This is a genomic window from Acinetobacter sp. SM1B (assembly GCF_003289665.1).
GTDB lineage: Bacteria > Pseudomonadota > Gammaproteobacteria > Pseudomonadales > Moraxellaceae > Acinetobacter > Acinetobacter schindleri.
Genome location: NZ_QMBM01000001.1, coordinates 564,799 through 579,338, shown reverse-complemented (window position 1 = coordinate 579,338; position 14,540 = coordinate 564,799). Strand labels below are relative to the sequence as shown.

The window sequence follows — 14,540 nt, the reverse complement described above, 5'->3', positions numbered from 1 at the left end:
CAATGTCATGTTCAGCCATTTACCTTGATCATTTCGGCAATTTAATATGTAACAAATGGCAAATCCGATTTTGTAAATTGCCATTGATTTATTATTTGTTGTCAATTAGGTCAAGCATTAGTGAACATCAAAGAGACTGAAGGATTAAACATGAGTCGCGATACGATCAGTATCCATTTCGTTAACGCTGCACTCTACGGCGTGAAGCGTCTCGGCATGGACGTCGATACGTTATTGTCTCATGTTGGTATTGAAGCTGAACTTCTGCATCAGCCTAAGGCCCGTATCTCGCCAGAACAATATACCCGTTTTATTAAAATGCTGTGGATGGTGACACAGGACGAGCATGTCGGCTTTGACAAACAGCCTCGTCGTCTGGGCACATTCGCAATCATGTGTCAGCTGATCATCCACGCTAAAACTTTAGGTGATGCGCTGGAACTTTCTTCCCAGTTCTACAAGCTGTTTGGCGATGACTGGGCGGTGACACTGGAACGTGACAAGCATGAAGCACGTTTAGTCCCTCAAATTCCGAAAGAGATGGACCCGGATCATTTCATCACTGAAAGCATGCTAATGATCTGGCATGGTCTGGCTTCGTGGTTGATTGAACGCCGCCTCCCATTAGAACGTGTACATTTCAGCTATCCACGTCCAAATCATGCGGATGAGTATGACGCATTATTTTTTGCACCCGTGATGCAGTTTGACGCGCCACGTACTGAAATTACTTTTGCAGCGGATTATCTCGATTTACCCATCCGTCAGAATGAAGAAACCTTGGAAGAGTTCCTGAAAGCTGCACCTGCTCAACTGTTGGTAAAATTCAAAAATACCAACTCTCTAACCTCCCGTATTCGTGATGTACTGAAGAGCCAGATAGGCGAAGAAATGCCGACGCTGAATGATGTCGCTTCCATGCTATATCTATCTCCACAAACTTTACGTCGTCGTCTGGCTGCGGAAGGCAAGAGTTATCAAGGCGTTAAAGATGCACTGCGTCGAGATGCTGCGATTCACCTCTTGTTAAATCCAGATTTAACCCTAGAAGATGTCGCGCAACAGGTCGGTTTTAGTGAAACCAGCACCTTCCATCGTGCTTTCAAAAAATGGACCGGTGTAACACCAGGTTTATATCGCCAGTTACATGGTTACCATTAAGCCACATCCTCTTCATATTCAATATTAGCTCTTTTGCTAATCTCAGTTCATGCCCAAGCTCCAGACTTGGGCATTTTTTTGTCTGATCTTTTTTTGAATCATCGCCATTGACCAGATTGCTCAAATGACCTGGTTCGTTCTCGTCATTGCGCTTAGCTAAAGAATCATTACACTCAAAATCATTAGAACAAATCTTATTCATTCAAAAAAGGGAAATTGTATGAGCGAGGCCTATATCATCGATGCCATTCGCACACCACGTGGCAAGGGAAAAAAGGACGGATCCTTATATGAAGTCAAACCGATCAGTTTACTCACTACCCTGCTCAATGAACTGAAAGAGCGTCACTCCTTAGATACCGCCAAGGTTGATGACATTGTCTTGGGCTGTGTCACCCCGATTGGTGACCAAGGTGCTGATATTGCCAAAACTGCAGCAATTGCAGCGGGTTGGGATAACGATGTGGCTGGTGTACAGATTAACCGTTTCTGCGCTTCTGGTCTGGAAGCAGTCAATCTGGCCGCACAAAAAGTTCGTTCAGGTTGGGAGGATTTAGTGGTTGCGGGTGGAGTCGAATCCATGTCCCGCGTACCGATGGGTTCGGATGGCGGCCCTTGGGCACTCGATCCTGAAACCAATATGGCTTGTGACTTTATTCCACAAGGCATTGGGGCCGACCTGATCGCGACCATTGATGGTTATAGCCGTGATGATGTAGATAGCTTTGCAGAACAGTCCCAGAAAAAAGCGGCAACAGCTCAGGCCAGTGGTCATTTTGATAAATCAGTTGTGCCAGTTAAAGATAAAGCTGGTGTGGTGATTCTGGATAGAGATGAGTTCATTAAACCGAATACGACTATTGAAACACTCAGTAAACTCAACCCAAGCTTTGCCACCATGGGACAGATGGGCTTTGATGCAATTGCCCTGCAAAAATATCCAGAAGTCGGTACAGTCAATCATGTGCACCATGCGGGAAATTCTTCTGGCATCGTGGATGGTGCTGCATTGGTCCTGCTTGCCTCAGAACAAGCTGTTAGAGAGCAGAATCTAAAACCGCGTGCCAAAGTCTTGTCAACGGCTCTGGTGGGCGCTGATCCCACCATTATGCTCACCGGTCCTGCTCCGGCTGCACGTAAAGCCTTGGCTAAAGCTGGCCTCAGCATTGATGATATTGACCTGTTTGAAGTCAATGAAGCCTTTGCCTCAGTCGTTATGCGCTTTATTAAAGAGCTCAACGTTGATCCAGCCAAAGTCAATGTTAACGGTGGTGCCATTGCCATGGGACATCCACTCGGCGCAACCGGTGCCATGATTCTCGGTACTTTGTTAGATGAGCTGGAACGCCAGGGTAAAAAACGTGGATTAGCAACTTTATGCGTCGGTGGCGGCATGGGTATTGCCACCATTATTGAACTGGTTTAAGGAGAGAACCATGAGCGCCATTCAATTTGAAAAAACAGCGGACAATATTATTGTTCTGACTTTTGACTCTCCAAACCAGTCTGCTAACACCATGAATGCCGACTTTCGCACTGCACTTAGCGAAGTTGTCGATAGGCTTAAAGTAGATGATGAAATTTCCGGAATTATTTTCCGTTCAGCCAAAAAGACCTTTTTCGCTGGTGGTGATCTGGATGAACTGATTCAAGCTACACCAGAACATGCCACTGAATTTTTCAACATGATTGAAGAGATGAAAGCACAGCTGCGCTATATCGAAACCCGTGGTATTCCGGTGGTTGCAGCCTTGAACGGTACCGCACTTGGCGGTGGCTGGGAAATCGCCCTGTGTGCCCATCACCGGATTGCCTTGAATGATCCGAAAAGCAAATTTGGTTTACCTGAAGTGACTTTAGGTCTGCTACCCGGGGGTGGCGGCATAGTCCGTACTGTTCGTTTACTGGGTTTACAAACTGCCCTTCCTTTATTGATGGAAGGTAAGCAGCTCAGTGTAGAAAAAGCTAAAGCATTGGGCTTGATTCATGACACGGCTGATAGCCTGGATGAGCTGCTGGAAAAAGCAGTTGTATGGATTAAAGCCCATCCCAAATCCGTACAACCTTTTGATGAAAAAGGCCACAAGATTCCAGGCGGCTCACCATCCACTCCAGCAGTGGCACAAATGCTGGCAATTGCTCCTGCGATGCTACGTGATAAAACCAAAGCTTGTTATCCAGCACCTGAAGCGATTATGTCTGCAGCAGTTGAAGGTGCACAGGTCAATGTCGATACAGCCCTCCGTATTGAATCCCGTTATTTCACCTATCTGGCGACCGGTCAGATATCGAAAAACATGATCGGCACTTTCTGGCATGGCATGAACAGTATTAAATCCGGGGTTCATCGCCCAAAAGATTTTGCCAACTGGCAAGCCAAGAAAGTTGGGATTTTGGGTGCAGGGATGATGGGCGCTGGAATTGCTTATGTCACCGCCAGCAGAGGTATTCAGGTCGTTCTAAAAGATATCTCGATCGAAGCTGCTGAAAAAGGCAAAGCCTATAGCCAGAAACTGCTGGACAAGAAAGTCAGTCAAGGTCGACTTACAGCTGAGCAGCGCAATCAGATTCTAAGCCTAATTCGGACCACTGCCGAGGCTAATGAACTGCAAGGCTGTGACCTGATCATCGAAGCGGTCTTTGAAAATCAGGAACTGAAAGCTCAGGTGACTCAGGAAGCAGAACAGTATCTGGTTGAAGACGGCGTAATGGCATCAAATACTTCGACCTTACCAATTAGCAATCTGGCACAGGCAAGCAAGGATCAAGATAAATTTATCGGTCTGCATTTCTTTAGTCCGGTGGATAAAATGCAGCTGGTAGAAATCATCAGGGGGCAAAATACCTCAGACGAAACCCTCGCCAAAGCTTTTGATTTCGTGCAGCAGATCGGCAAGTTGCCAATCGTCGTGAATGACAGTCGTGGTTTCTTTACTAGCCGTGTCTTTGGTACTTTTGTACAAGAAGGTTTGCGTCTGCTGTCAGAAGGTGTGCATCCAGCACGTATTGAAATGACTGCTTTAAAAGCCGGTATGCCCGTTGGTCCATTGGCAGTTCAGGATGAAGTGTCCTTAACTCTGACCGAGCATGTTAGCAATGAAACGCGCAAGGCACTTCAGGCAGAAGGTAAAGAACGTCAGGCCTCACCTGCCGATGCAGTCATTCAAACCATGATTCACCAGTTTAATCGCAAAGGAAAGGCAGCTGGCGCGGGCTTTTATGACTATCCTGAAGGTGGGAAAAAACAACTTTGGTCAGGCCTCAGTCACTGGAATAAAAATACCGAGATTTCTGAGCAGGAGATGATTGAACGCTTCCTGTTTGTGCAAGCGCTGGATACCGTACGTTGTCTGGAGGAAGGTGTGTTGCAGTCAACCGTAGAAGGTAATATTGGCTCGATCTTTGGCATTGGCTTCCCTGCCTGGACCGGTGGTGCAGTGCAATATTTAAATCAGTATGGACTGGCGAAGGCCTTGGCACGTGCCAATGTACTGGAAAAAAAATATGGCGAACGCTTTAAAGCACCGACACTGTTAAAAAATAAGGTTTCTGCTGCTGAAACTTTTTAATCTCATTCGCACAGAATAAAGAGGAGCGTTAAGCTCCTCTTTTTTATAAGTCTACTGAAAAATGGTCATATTTTACACTACAAATCCAGTCTGCTTTTCAGCCAATCTATGTTATAAAGTAACATAGATTCTATATCCTCTTTGGGTTCATACCATGTCTGATCAAAATACTCCTGAAAATTCACCTTGGGGTTGGAAAGCACTGATTATCTTCTGCATAATTGGTGGTATATTCATGTTTATCTTCTGGTTAGCTGTCAGCAATGAACCGGACTACATGCCAAGCCAGCAGAAGAAACAGGATACCCAGCAACACGCATTTAAAAATGCCCCAACCATGTCAGAAGAAGCTATTGCCAAAGCTCAGGCAGATCGTGAAGCGCGTGCAGCAGCTCAACAAGGTACTGAACCGCAATCAACAGCTGCTGAAAAACAGCATATGTCAGCAGATGAACATGCCAATATGGATACCGAACATGGTGCACATGGTCATTAAGATCTTACGATAAAAAAAGCGAGGTTCATGCCTCGCTTTTTTATATCTGAAAATGAATCTTTAAAGTTGTAAATACATATCGATATGTGGAATTCCACAGTCTAGATATTCATCACCCTGTAGCTGAAAACCCAAAGCCTGATAAAAGCCGATAGCGTGGACTTGAGAGGAAAGTTTGATAAACTGCCGTCCTTCAACGCATGCATAGTCAATCACTGCCTGCATTAACTGCTGACCGATCTTGAAACCACGCGCTGATTTCAGTACTGCAACACGACCGATACTATTACTTGTTAATAGTCGGGCTGTGGCAACCGGTTGATCATGCAGATAAGCCACAAAATGAGTGCACAGCTTATCTTCTGCATCCCATTCATCTTCCGGTGCAATATGCTGCTCCTGAATAAACACAGCTTCGCGAATCAGGCTGGCTTCAGCAGCCAGCTCGGCCCAAGTGCTTGCAACAATTTTTAGCTCAGCATGATTTAGCATTTACAACCAATCCCCTGCTGATCCCACTCATCCTTGAGCAATAATTCAAGGGAGTGTTTCTGAATCCCATACATCTCTTTCAAAGCCTGAATCTGGTTCAGCACGTCCTGATCCGGTTCCTGATCGTCCTTGCGCTTCACCGCCAGAATCATTTTGTTTTTGCTGGTATGCTCAAGCGCAACAAATTCGAATACTTTAGTTTCATAACCATAGGCTTTCAGCAACAAGGCACGAATAGTATCTGTCAGCATTTCTGCCTGCTGGCCCGTATGAATCCCGAATTGCAGCATTGGACTCAAAACTTTTGGCGCCTGTAACTGTGGGCGTAGTTCCTTGTGACAACATGGGGCACACATGATGATCTGCGCATTCAGACGAATGCCGGTATGAATGGCAAAATCCGTGGCCACATCACAAGCATGTAAGGCAATCATCACATCCAGATGCTCAGGCTCATAGGTGCGCACATCACCCTGGAAGAAATCGAGCTGGTTAAACTGGGATTGTTCTGCCACCTTCTGGCAAAACTCAACCATTTTCGGATTCAGTTCTACACCCGTCACCCACGGCGTCTGTCCATGCTTTTGCATATAGTCATACAAGGCACAAGTCAGATAGCCCTTACCTGAACCAAAATCTACTACCCGCAGACCTTCCTGAGAGGCTTTAATCTGCGAAAGCGCATTCGAGAAAATTTCCACAAACTTGTTAATCTGTTTCCACTTGCGCGCCATGCTCGGAATGACCTGACCTTGCTGATCAGTAATGCCGAGATGCTGCAGAAACACACTGTCCTGATCCACATAACGCTGCTTGACCCGGTCATGGCCCTGTTCAGCAGTTTTGGATTTAACAACAGGTAGAGTTTTGCTGCGGGTCAGCATGACTTTTTTCTTGTTTTTTTTCAGCTGCAATTCTTCGGCTGTAGTGATCAGATTAGCCTGCTTGCAACAGGCCAATAATTCAGTGACCTGAGACAAAGCCTCAGTTAAAGGATAATTTTTAGCGACGTCCTGGGTTTTATATCGGTACAGACAACTCAGTACTTTTTGCTCATTCAGCCAAATGACGCGCAAGGTCATTTTCTCCAGTTGTTCCAGTTCGCCCTTGTACTGACTTAAAATCAGACGATCAAATTGATCTGTTTCAATGGCTTGCTGGAAAGCATCCAGAAATTGCTGTTCTTGAACCGAGAAAGAAGCCAAAATGGACATAAAAGAAACCTGAAATGAATTGCCATTAAAGTGTAAATGTTCTTACCCTAAAAGCAAAATTGAATTACTATACATTTGTATATTTAAGAAGAATGATAACTATGTCAAATGCACCATTGCTTCAGGATTATGATGCTATCGAAGAGCGCATCAACTACATCAGTCACGGTGTAGGTGCTGCCTTGTCAGTAATTGCCGGTATTTTACTGGTGATTAAAGGCTCTTATCTCAGTACGGGTCAATGGATTGGCTTATGGGTCTATGCACTGAGCATGATTGTACTTTTTTCTGCATCCATGCTGTATCACATGGCCACAACTGCAGACCGACGTTATTTCTATAAAAAAATTGACCATACTGCGATCTATTATCTGATTGCCGGTACTTATACACCCTTTCTGGCAATTGCCATTCCAACGGCCAAAGCCCAGTATTTGTTGATTGCTTTATGGATCATTGCTGTCTTTGGAACACTATTCAAGTTCATTTTCATTCATCGTTTTCAGAAACTTTCCCTGTTTGCTTATCTCGCAATGGGCTGGCTTGCACTGTTAGTTATTGATGATATGCAGAAATATTTATCAGTACAATCTTTAACCTTTCTCATCATTGGGGGACTTGCTTATACGATGGGTGCATTGTTTTATGCATTAAAAAGAGTAAGATATACGCACGCTATTTGGCACATTTTTGTATTGATAGGCGCAGGATCACATTTTCTGTCTATCTATCTTTACGTGATTTAATCCTCTCATTCTTCATTTCAGTGACCCTGAGCAAGTTGAATTGAGAAGATTGCAGTTGTTTTTTTAAGAAATTACGCCTTTTTTAAAAAGATTACGCTTTTAAAACTAAGTTCTTTTATTTTTAGTAAGTGTAAGGTCATTCATGGCGTCGTCAAATTCTGCTGCTCAGCCAGCACAAAACTCAAAATTCCGCGTTTTAACAGCGAGTTTAGTAGGCACTACAATCGAGTTCTTCGATTTCTATATTTATGCTACTGCCGCTGTCATTATTTTCCCTTATTTGTTCTTCCCGGCAAGTACAGACCCAATGACCGCAACGATCCAGTCACTTGCGACTTTCGCAATTGCCTTTATCGCACGTCCGATCGGTGCGGCATTGTTTGGTCACCTCGGCGACAGAATTGGTCGTAAAGCCACCCTGGTCGCTGCCTTGCTGACCATGGGCCTGTCTACTGTAGCGATTGGCCTGCTGCCAACTTATGCTCAAATTGGTATTGTAGCGCCTTTGCTTTTGGCATTATGCCGTTTAGGTCAGGGCCTTGGTCTGGGTGGTGAATGGTCAGGTGCGGTCTTACTTGCAACTGAAAATGCACCTGAAGGTAAACGTGCCTGGTATGGTATGTTCCCGCAATTGGGTGCACCAATTGGCTTTATCCTGGCAACTGGCTCATTCTTGACGCTCGGTGCATTGATGTCTGAAGCTGACTTCATGGCTTGGGGCTGGCGTATTCCATTCATTTCAAGTGCGCTTCTTGTTATTGTAGGTCTTTGGATTCGTTTAAAACTGCATGAAACACCTGCATTCCAGAACGTTTTGGACAAGCAAAAAGAAGTAAACGTACCTTTTGTTCAAGTATTTAAAAAACATTCTAAAATGTTAGTACTGGGTACAATTGCAGCTATCTGTACCTTCGTTGTGTTCTACTTAACAACTGTATTTGCGCTGCAATGGGGTACTAAGCAGCTAGGCTATTCACGTGAAGAATTCCTTCAGTTGCAATTAGTTGCAACGCTATGCTTTGCAGCATTCATTCCGTTATCTGCCGTACTCGCAGAAAAGTTCGGTCGTAAAGCGACTTCAATCGGTGTATGTATCGTTTCTGCGATCTTCGGTATCTTCTTTGCCGACATGCTTGAATCAGGCAGTACAGTTATCGTATTCCTGTTCCTGTGTATCGGACTTGCGATCATGGGCTTAACTTATGGTCCGATTGGTACTGTATTGTCTGAAATCTTCCCGACTTCAGTACGTTATACAGGTTCCGCTTTGACCTTCAACTTGGCAGGCATCTTCGGGGCATCTTTTGCGCCATTGATCGCAACCAAGCTGGCAACACAATATGGCTTATCTGCTGTAGGTTATTACCTGACAGCGGCGTCAATCCTGTCACTGCTGGCATTCCTACTCATTCGTGAAACCAAGAATGATGATGTAAACAATCAGATCTAATTCTAGGATTACCCTCTAAAAAGCCAGTGTAAATGCACTGGCTTTTTTATTTCCGAAATTTGGTATGCAACAAAAAACTGCTATTTCTCCTCCTCTATTTACGGAACAATACAGAAACGGATTCATAACGAGAAGGATAAGATATGCAGGATCCAATCGAATATTTGACCGAAGACCAGCTGGTTCATATTGTGGTCTTATTGGAAGAAGACAAGAAAAGCGAAGCCATCCAATATATTGTTCAACATACGCCATTAGACCAACAGCAGGCGCTTGAAGTGATTGCCGCGATCGTGATGGAGCATGATGCTGCCTTACAGGTACAGACACAAGGCGCAAGATTTAGTGATGATGTCACCATTAATCCACAGCTGAAGACTGAAGCGCTAACCGACTCTATTGCAGTCTCCATCCCTGCAAGTGCTACACAAGATCATGTTACCCGCCCACCCACTCCAGAGTCGACCCAAGAGTTACAGGAAAAAGTCGCTGAACCGGTCACTGCAAAAAATGGACCGCATCTGATCTGGATCATTGCAGGTATTATTCTTCTGATTCTGCTAATTATCTGGATGGTTGGCTAGATACTGAAATCCGCCAAATCATTTATATCAACTCAATGATATCGATGGTGGGTGGTACACGAAAACGGAAAGGTACACCCACCAGACCTGTTCCGACAGTGACAAATACATCGGCATGTTCATGTCGATATAAGCCGCGCTTATGTCCGAGAATTGACACCCGTTTCATCACATAGTCCGTCAACCACGGTAATTCCACTTGCCCGCCATGCGTATGTCCAGAAAGCATCAATGGCCGGCTTGGCAATTTCGGCACCATGTCTACCGTATCCGGGTTATGTGACAGGATCACCCAGGGCTTATCTTGCGGCAACTCTGGCAAGAACCGCATATCCGCTTTACCCGCCCAGAGATCACCAATACCCACCAGGCGAAATTCATCAAATTCAACAATTTGCCCTTCAATATCTATAACATTATTGCTTACTAGAGCAGTATGTAATAACTCTTGAATGGGCGGTCCCGGGTACTGCTCATCATGGTTACCATTCACAGAATATACCGGTGCCTGAATTTCCTGCAGAATGGCGAGTTCTTGGGTCAGGGTATCTTCCGGTTCATAGGTCCAGTCACCTGCGACCACTACCAAATCAGGCTGCTGCTGATTTAATTTATGTACAATTTGTTTTAGCTGACGTTCATGACCAGAAAATAAACCAATATGCAAATCCGCAATTAAAGCAATACGAACAGGTTGCCGCATTTTTTTATCAGTATTAATCTGATAACGAGTAGTCTTGATCTGGATTAAATGCGGCTCAATAAAACGTGCATAACACAGTACCCCACTGAGCAGACAGATAAATACTGCCTCATGAATGGAATAATATCCATTAAAACCGCCATAAATACTAAAGAAAAATAAAGGAATCAGTAGATAAGATAGATAATAAGCGAGCAGATGGGTAAAGGCTTTAAAGGGATGAATCGTCTGGGTATGTGACTGACTGATCCACGCCTGCGATATACACCACAGCGCCAAAATCGCCATTCCGATATAGAAATATAAGATCACGGAATCGATATTCCCCATAATTTCGCCTTGTCCAGTTCTTTAGTACATTCTCTGCTCTGTATTTATCTTTTCACAGCTGGCAATTATACTCAAACCTAATTTATCACGCTTAGATTCATATGACGAATGCTCCCCGCTCCAAGGCTGACCAGCCCATGGTCACTTCCCAACGTAATACTCCATATAAATCTGCTGTTTTACTGGGTTTGAGCCTTGTTCTGGGGATCCCTGCCTGCAGCACGCTTCCTCCGCAGGCAGAACGACCTTCACATACTGCCTTTGAAACTGATACTTCACAGACTTCCTTAGCTAAAATTGTTCAACCTTTACGTGATCAATATCTAGGTTTGACTGGATATCATGTTCTTTATGATCCACTTGAAGCACTTGCAGCCCGTATGCAACTGATTCATAAGGCTGAGCAGACTTTAGATCTGCAATATTATATTTGGGACAATGACCGGATTGGCGCACTGGCCTTAAATGGCATTATTCAGGCCGCCGACCGTGGAGTAAAGGTCCGCCTCCTGATTGATGACAACAATGCCAAGAAGATGGAAGGCATTTATCTGGCACTGGATCAGCATCAAAATATCGATGTTCGCTTATATAATCCCTATCGCTTCCGCCAGCATCGTGCCATGGATATGGTACTGGATTTGAAACGTATCAATCGTCGTATGCACAACAAGAGCTTTATTGCAGATAATCAGATTGCCTTGATTGGCGGACGTAATATGAGCAATCAGTATTACAATGTAAGTGATGCCTATCAATTTTCCGATGTAGATGTGTTGCTGGTTGGTGCCGCCTCAGATGAGATTATCCATTCCTTTGATGAATACTGGAATGATGACTATGCCTATCCAGTTCGGAATATTGTTAATCCACGTCACCATAGCCTACGCTTCGAAAGCCTTAAACAGCAGCTAAAAGCACATCAGGATGACCCACGAGTACAAAACTACCTCAACTTAGCCAACAGGTCTAAGGCTTTTGATAAATGGCTTGATCATAATATCCAGCTGGATTGGGTTGAAGCTGAAGTAGTTAAAGACCCACCTACCAAAATCAAGTCCAAGGCAAAAAAAGAAGAACACCTGAATTTCCAGTTGTTACAACATCTGGAAAAACCTGAACAAAGTGTAGATATTGTCTCTGCTTATTTTGTACCAGAAAAAGAAGGTGCAGAACGGCTCAAAAGTCTGGCTCAAAAAGATATAAAGATTCGAGTACTCACCAATTCTTATAAAGCCAATGACGTTCCTGTTGTGCATGCTTTTTATTCTAAGTACCGTAAAGATTTACTGGAACATGATGTACAGTTGTACGAATTTCTAGCGGCGCCAGATGCAGCAAACCTGAATGCCAATACCAAGGAAATTGCTGACAAGGCTAAAGTGAGCTTGAAAGGTCTGAGTCGTTCCAGTTTACACGCAAAACTGATGGCCTTAGATGAGAAACAGGTGTTTATTGGTTCATTTAATTTCGATCCGCGTTCAGCCTATCTAAATACAGAGATTGGTGTATTACTCAACAGCCCTTCCTTAGCACAAGCTGTGCATAAAACCATGGATCAGAACTTGAGTAAATATGCTTATCAATTGGTATTAGATGCCAATCAGAATATCAATTGGAAGATCCAGCAACCGAATGGTGAAATTAAAACTTTGACCAAAGAACCAAAAATGAAATGGCATCAAAAAGCCCTGTTAAAGTTTGTGTCTTGGCTTCCGCTTGAAGGGTTCATGTAACAACATGACCCCTCTTGAAAACAGATGAACCGAATAATAAAAACCAGTCGATACGACTGGTTTTTATTGAAATTTTTATATTAGGATTTTGTTTTTACTTTATAGCATTCAGCAGCGGTCAGGCCAACTGTACCTCCTGCAAGTTTGGATAATCTCTTAACACTTTCATCAGAAGGATTCTGTTTACCATAAACTTGGCTAAAGCTAGCAAAACTATTTGCCCATTTCACTGTATTTCCTTCAGAGTCTGTCAAACTAATCGCCGGTTTAGGAGTATTCGTACCGTCACCTGTTACTCTCACATTAAATAAATCAGTCAAATTCACTAATGCTCCTCCTACCACTATGGATTCGGAAGAACCATCAGTTGAGGTCTTGATGGTGGAGTTCATACCAATGAGAGCGCCGTTCAAATCGCCTAATTCCTCATTAGCGAAAACTATACGAATAGAAAGTGTATTGTCTGTTTTCTTTCTTACTACTGCAGGTACAAAGGCACGTGAAACGGTTCCAATACGATATTGTTGTACTGTTTCTACCGCATCCGTATCCTCAGAATCCTCGACCAAATAGGTTGTTTGCATTGTAGATGGATTGTATTCAGCACTACATTCATCAACTTTTGCTGTAGCAGGTTTAATATTCGTACGAATATCACCATTTTCATCAATCACAATGCCCAAATTAATTATTCTGTTTGAATCATTTGTTAAGGTAAATTTTAAATTTCCATAAAGCGGGAAAAAATAATTTTCTTGATTTCTTACATTATTTTGAGTCGTGAAAACCCTTCGGTCCAAATGTGTGATTGGATAGATTTTATAAAGATCCATCGTACCAGCAAAATTCAGTGTTCCCCCGGTTTGCTGCCACAGACCTAGCTCACGTTTTTCACTCTCATTTAAGTTATAACTCACACTCTTACCGGTCAAAACCTTATAAAAACGCTCTTTACCAGCAATCATATAATCATTATATAAGCGACCTTGTTCAATCTTGAGTTTCTCGGTAGTAGAGTCACCTACTCTGAATAGATAACCTGGTGTATTGGTAATTTGTTTTGTTTCCGGGTCAATCCATGAATTTTGGGCATCAGCAGTCATTTGTACAGGTTTAATACTACGAATTAAATGAGCATTCAGTCCACCTATCGTGGTGAAATCACCAGGATTCTGGGTTGTGCTTTCTATTTTGCCTTTCCACTGTAAGCCACTGCCGAAAGTCATCCCCTGACGGTCAGTCATCAATATAAAATGACCCAAGATATGTGTCAGGTCAGTATCTGTTAGCGAGCATTCTCGGTTAAGATTACTGCATCCTACTAACCCTTCTGAACCGGTAACATAACTACCTAAGGATTCAGTAGAAAACAGGGAAAATTCTGGCTGATAAACAGCAGCATTTGAAATATTTAATAATGCTTGAAGTACCTGTTCGGCCTGTTCTTTAGTAATCGTTGTTGGTCCCAACCATTTTTTCAGTAAGGCATCAAAATCCTGATCAGATAAAGTCTTGATTTTTTCAACAGTAATATCTTCATCTAATTGATCAAGTCCAGCTCGAATATCTTCATTTATCGCAACAGGATAGATTTCCGTTGCTGATCGTAATTGATCAGTATTTAAACCCATGGCTTGAATTAACTGGACTAAGCGAATAGCAATATCATATTGAGACAGATCACCTGCTGAGTTGGTGTTACGGATGCCCTCAGCGATATCCAATAAATTCATACGTGGATAATGAGATTTAGATGTAACATTACCAATCCTATTCATTGAGAATGAACCCAGATCTACACGTCTTTCATCTTTACCTAGAATATAGAAAGTAATTGACTGGCCTACTTTACAGGCACCTGTTGCCACACCCTTATCTACATCATATGTGGTGACAAATGTTTGCTTTGTATCATCACCACAATGGAAATCTAAAGTTTGCAATGGATAATCTAAAGCAAATTCAATACAACCCGAATTTGTGCCAATACAGGCCCCATTGACTGTACTACGGCTTTGTTGCACAAAGATTTGAAATGCAAAGCGCCCCTAATTGAGCC

The 14,540-nt window shown here is 43.3% G+C and carries 12 protein-coding genes; 8 read left to right on the top strand and 4 right to left on the bottom strand.

Going from position 1 to position 14,540, the window contains the following annotated elements:
- Positions 1 to 150 precede the first annotated feature (150 nt).
- The 4 genes from C8322_RS02800 (at position 151) to C8322_RS02785 (ending at position 5,226) form a co-directional block, all read left to right on the top strand.
- On the top strand, positions 151 to 1,161 hold the full coding sequence (locus C8322_RS02800) for an AraC family transcriptional regulator (protein ID WP_004814497.1): 1,011 nt from the start codon (positions 151 to 153) through the stop codon (positions 1,159 to 1,161).
- Between the two features lie 220 nt (positions 1,162 to 1,381).
- Positions 1,382 to 2,587: an acetyl-CoA C-acetyltransferase gene (locus tag C8322_RS02795; RefSeq protein ID WP_008304523.1), complete on the top strand. Its 1,206-nt coding sequence runs from the start codon at positions 1,382 to 1,384 to the stop codon at positions 2,585 to 2,587.
- Positions 2,588 to 2,597: 10 nt separating this feature from the next.
- Complete coding sequence (locus C8322_RS02790; RefSeq protein ID WP_108675465.1) at positions 2,598 to 4,730, top strand: 3-hydroxyacyl-CoA dehydrogenase NAD-binding domain-containing protein; 2,133 nt, start codon at positions 2,598 to 2,600, stop codon at positions 4,728 to 4,730.
- Positions 4,731 to 4,884: 154 nt separating this feature from the next.
- Positions 4,885 to 5,226 carry a hypothetical protein gene (locus C8322_RS02785; protein ID WP_048882021.1) on the top strand — a complete coding sequence of 114 codons (342 nt, stop codon included), beginning with the start codon at positions 4,885 to 4,887 and terminating at the stop codon, positions 5,224 to 5,226.
- Positions 5,227 to 5,286: 60 nt separating this feature from the next.
- Here C8322_RS02785 and C8322_RS02780 read toward each other — a convergent pair whose 3' ends face one another.
- Positions 5,287 to 5,718: a GNAT family N-acetyltransferase gene (locus C8322_RS02780; protein WP_108675466.1), complete on the bottom strand. Its 432-nt coding sequence runs from the start codon at positions 5,716 to 5,718 to the stop codon at positions 5,287 to 5,289.
- Positions 5,712 to 6,932: a class I SAM-dependent methyltransferase gene (locus tag C8322_RS02775; RefSeq protein ID WP_111810359.1), complete on the bottom strand. Its 1,221-nt coding sequence runs from the start codon at positions 6,930 to 6,932 to the stop codon at positions 5,712 to 5,714. The genes C8322_RS02780 and C8322_RS02775 overlap by 7 nt, the downstream gene beginning before the upstream one ends.
- Before the next feature lie 101 nt (positions 6,933 to 7,033).
- Here C8322_RS02775 and trhA point away from each other — a divergent pair, with 101 nt between their 5' ends.
- The 3 genes from trhA (at position 7,034) to C8322_RS02760 (ending at position 9,712) form a co-directional block, all read left to right on the top strand.
- Positions 7,034 to 7,678 (top strand): PAQR family membrane homeostasis protein TrhA, encoded by a 645-nt coding sequence (gene trhA / locus C8322_RS02770; RefSeq protein ID WP_111810358.1) that lies wholly within the window; start codon positions 7,034 to 7,036, stop codon positions 7,676 to 7,678.
- 142 nt (positions 7,679 to 7,820) lie between these two features.
- Positions 7,821 to 9,128: an MFS transporter gene (locus C8322_RS02765; protein WP_111810357.1), complete on the top strand. Its 1,308-nt coding sequence runs from the start codon at positions 7,821 to 7,823 to the stop codon at positions 9,126 to 9,128.
- Positions 9,129 to 9,271: 143 nt separating this feature from the next.
- Positions 9,272 to 9,712, top strand: a complete 441-nt coding sequence (locus C8322_RS02760) for a hypothetical protein (protein WP_111810356.1) — start codon at positions 9,272 to 9,274, stop codon at positions 9,710 to 9,712.
- 22 nt (positions 9,713 to 9,734) lie between these two features.
- Here the strand turns inward: C8322_RS02760 and C8322_RS02755 are convergent, their stop codons facing one another.
- Positions 9,735 to 10,745 (bottom strand): metallophosphoesterase, encoded by a 1,011-nt coding sequence (locus C8322_RS02755; RefSeq protein ID WP_004891549.1) that lies wholly within the window; start codon positions 10,743 to 10,745, stop codon positions 9,735 to 9,737.
- A gap of 101 nt (positions 10,746 to 10,846) precedes the next feature.
- Here C8322_RS02755 and C8322_RS02750 point away from each other — a divergent pair, with 101 nt between their 5' ends.
- Positions 10,847 to 12,481 (top strand): phospholipase D family protein, encoded by a 1,635-nt coding sequence (locus tag C8322_RS02750; RefSeq protein WP_410169340.1) that lies wholly within the window; start codon positions 10,847 to 10,849, stop codon positions 12,479 to 12,481.
- Positions 12,482 to 12,561: 80 nt separating this feature from the next.
- On the opposite strand, the gene C8322_RS14460 is transcribed toward C8322_RS02750, so the two are convergent.
- Positions 12,562 to 14,505, bottom strand: a complete 1,944-nt coding sequence (locus C8322_RS14460) for a hypothetical protein (protein WP_213065962.1) — start codon at positions 14,503 to 14,505, stop codon at positions 12,562 to 12,564.
- Positions 14,506 to 14,540 lie beyond the last annotated feature (35 nt).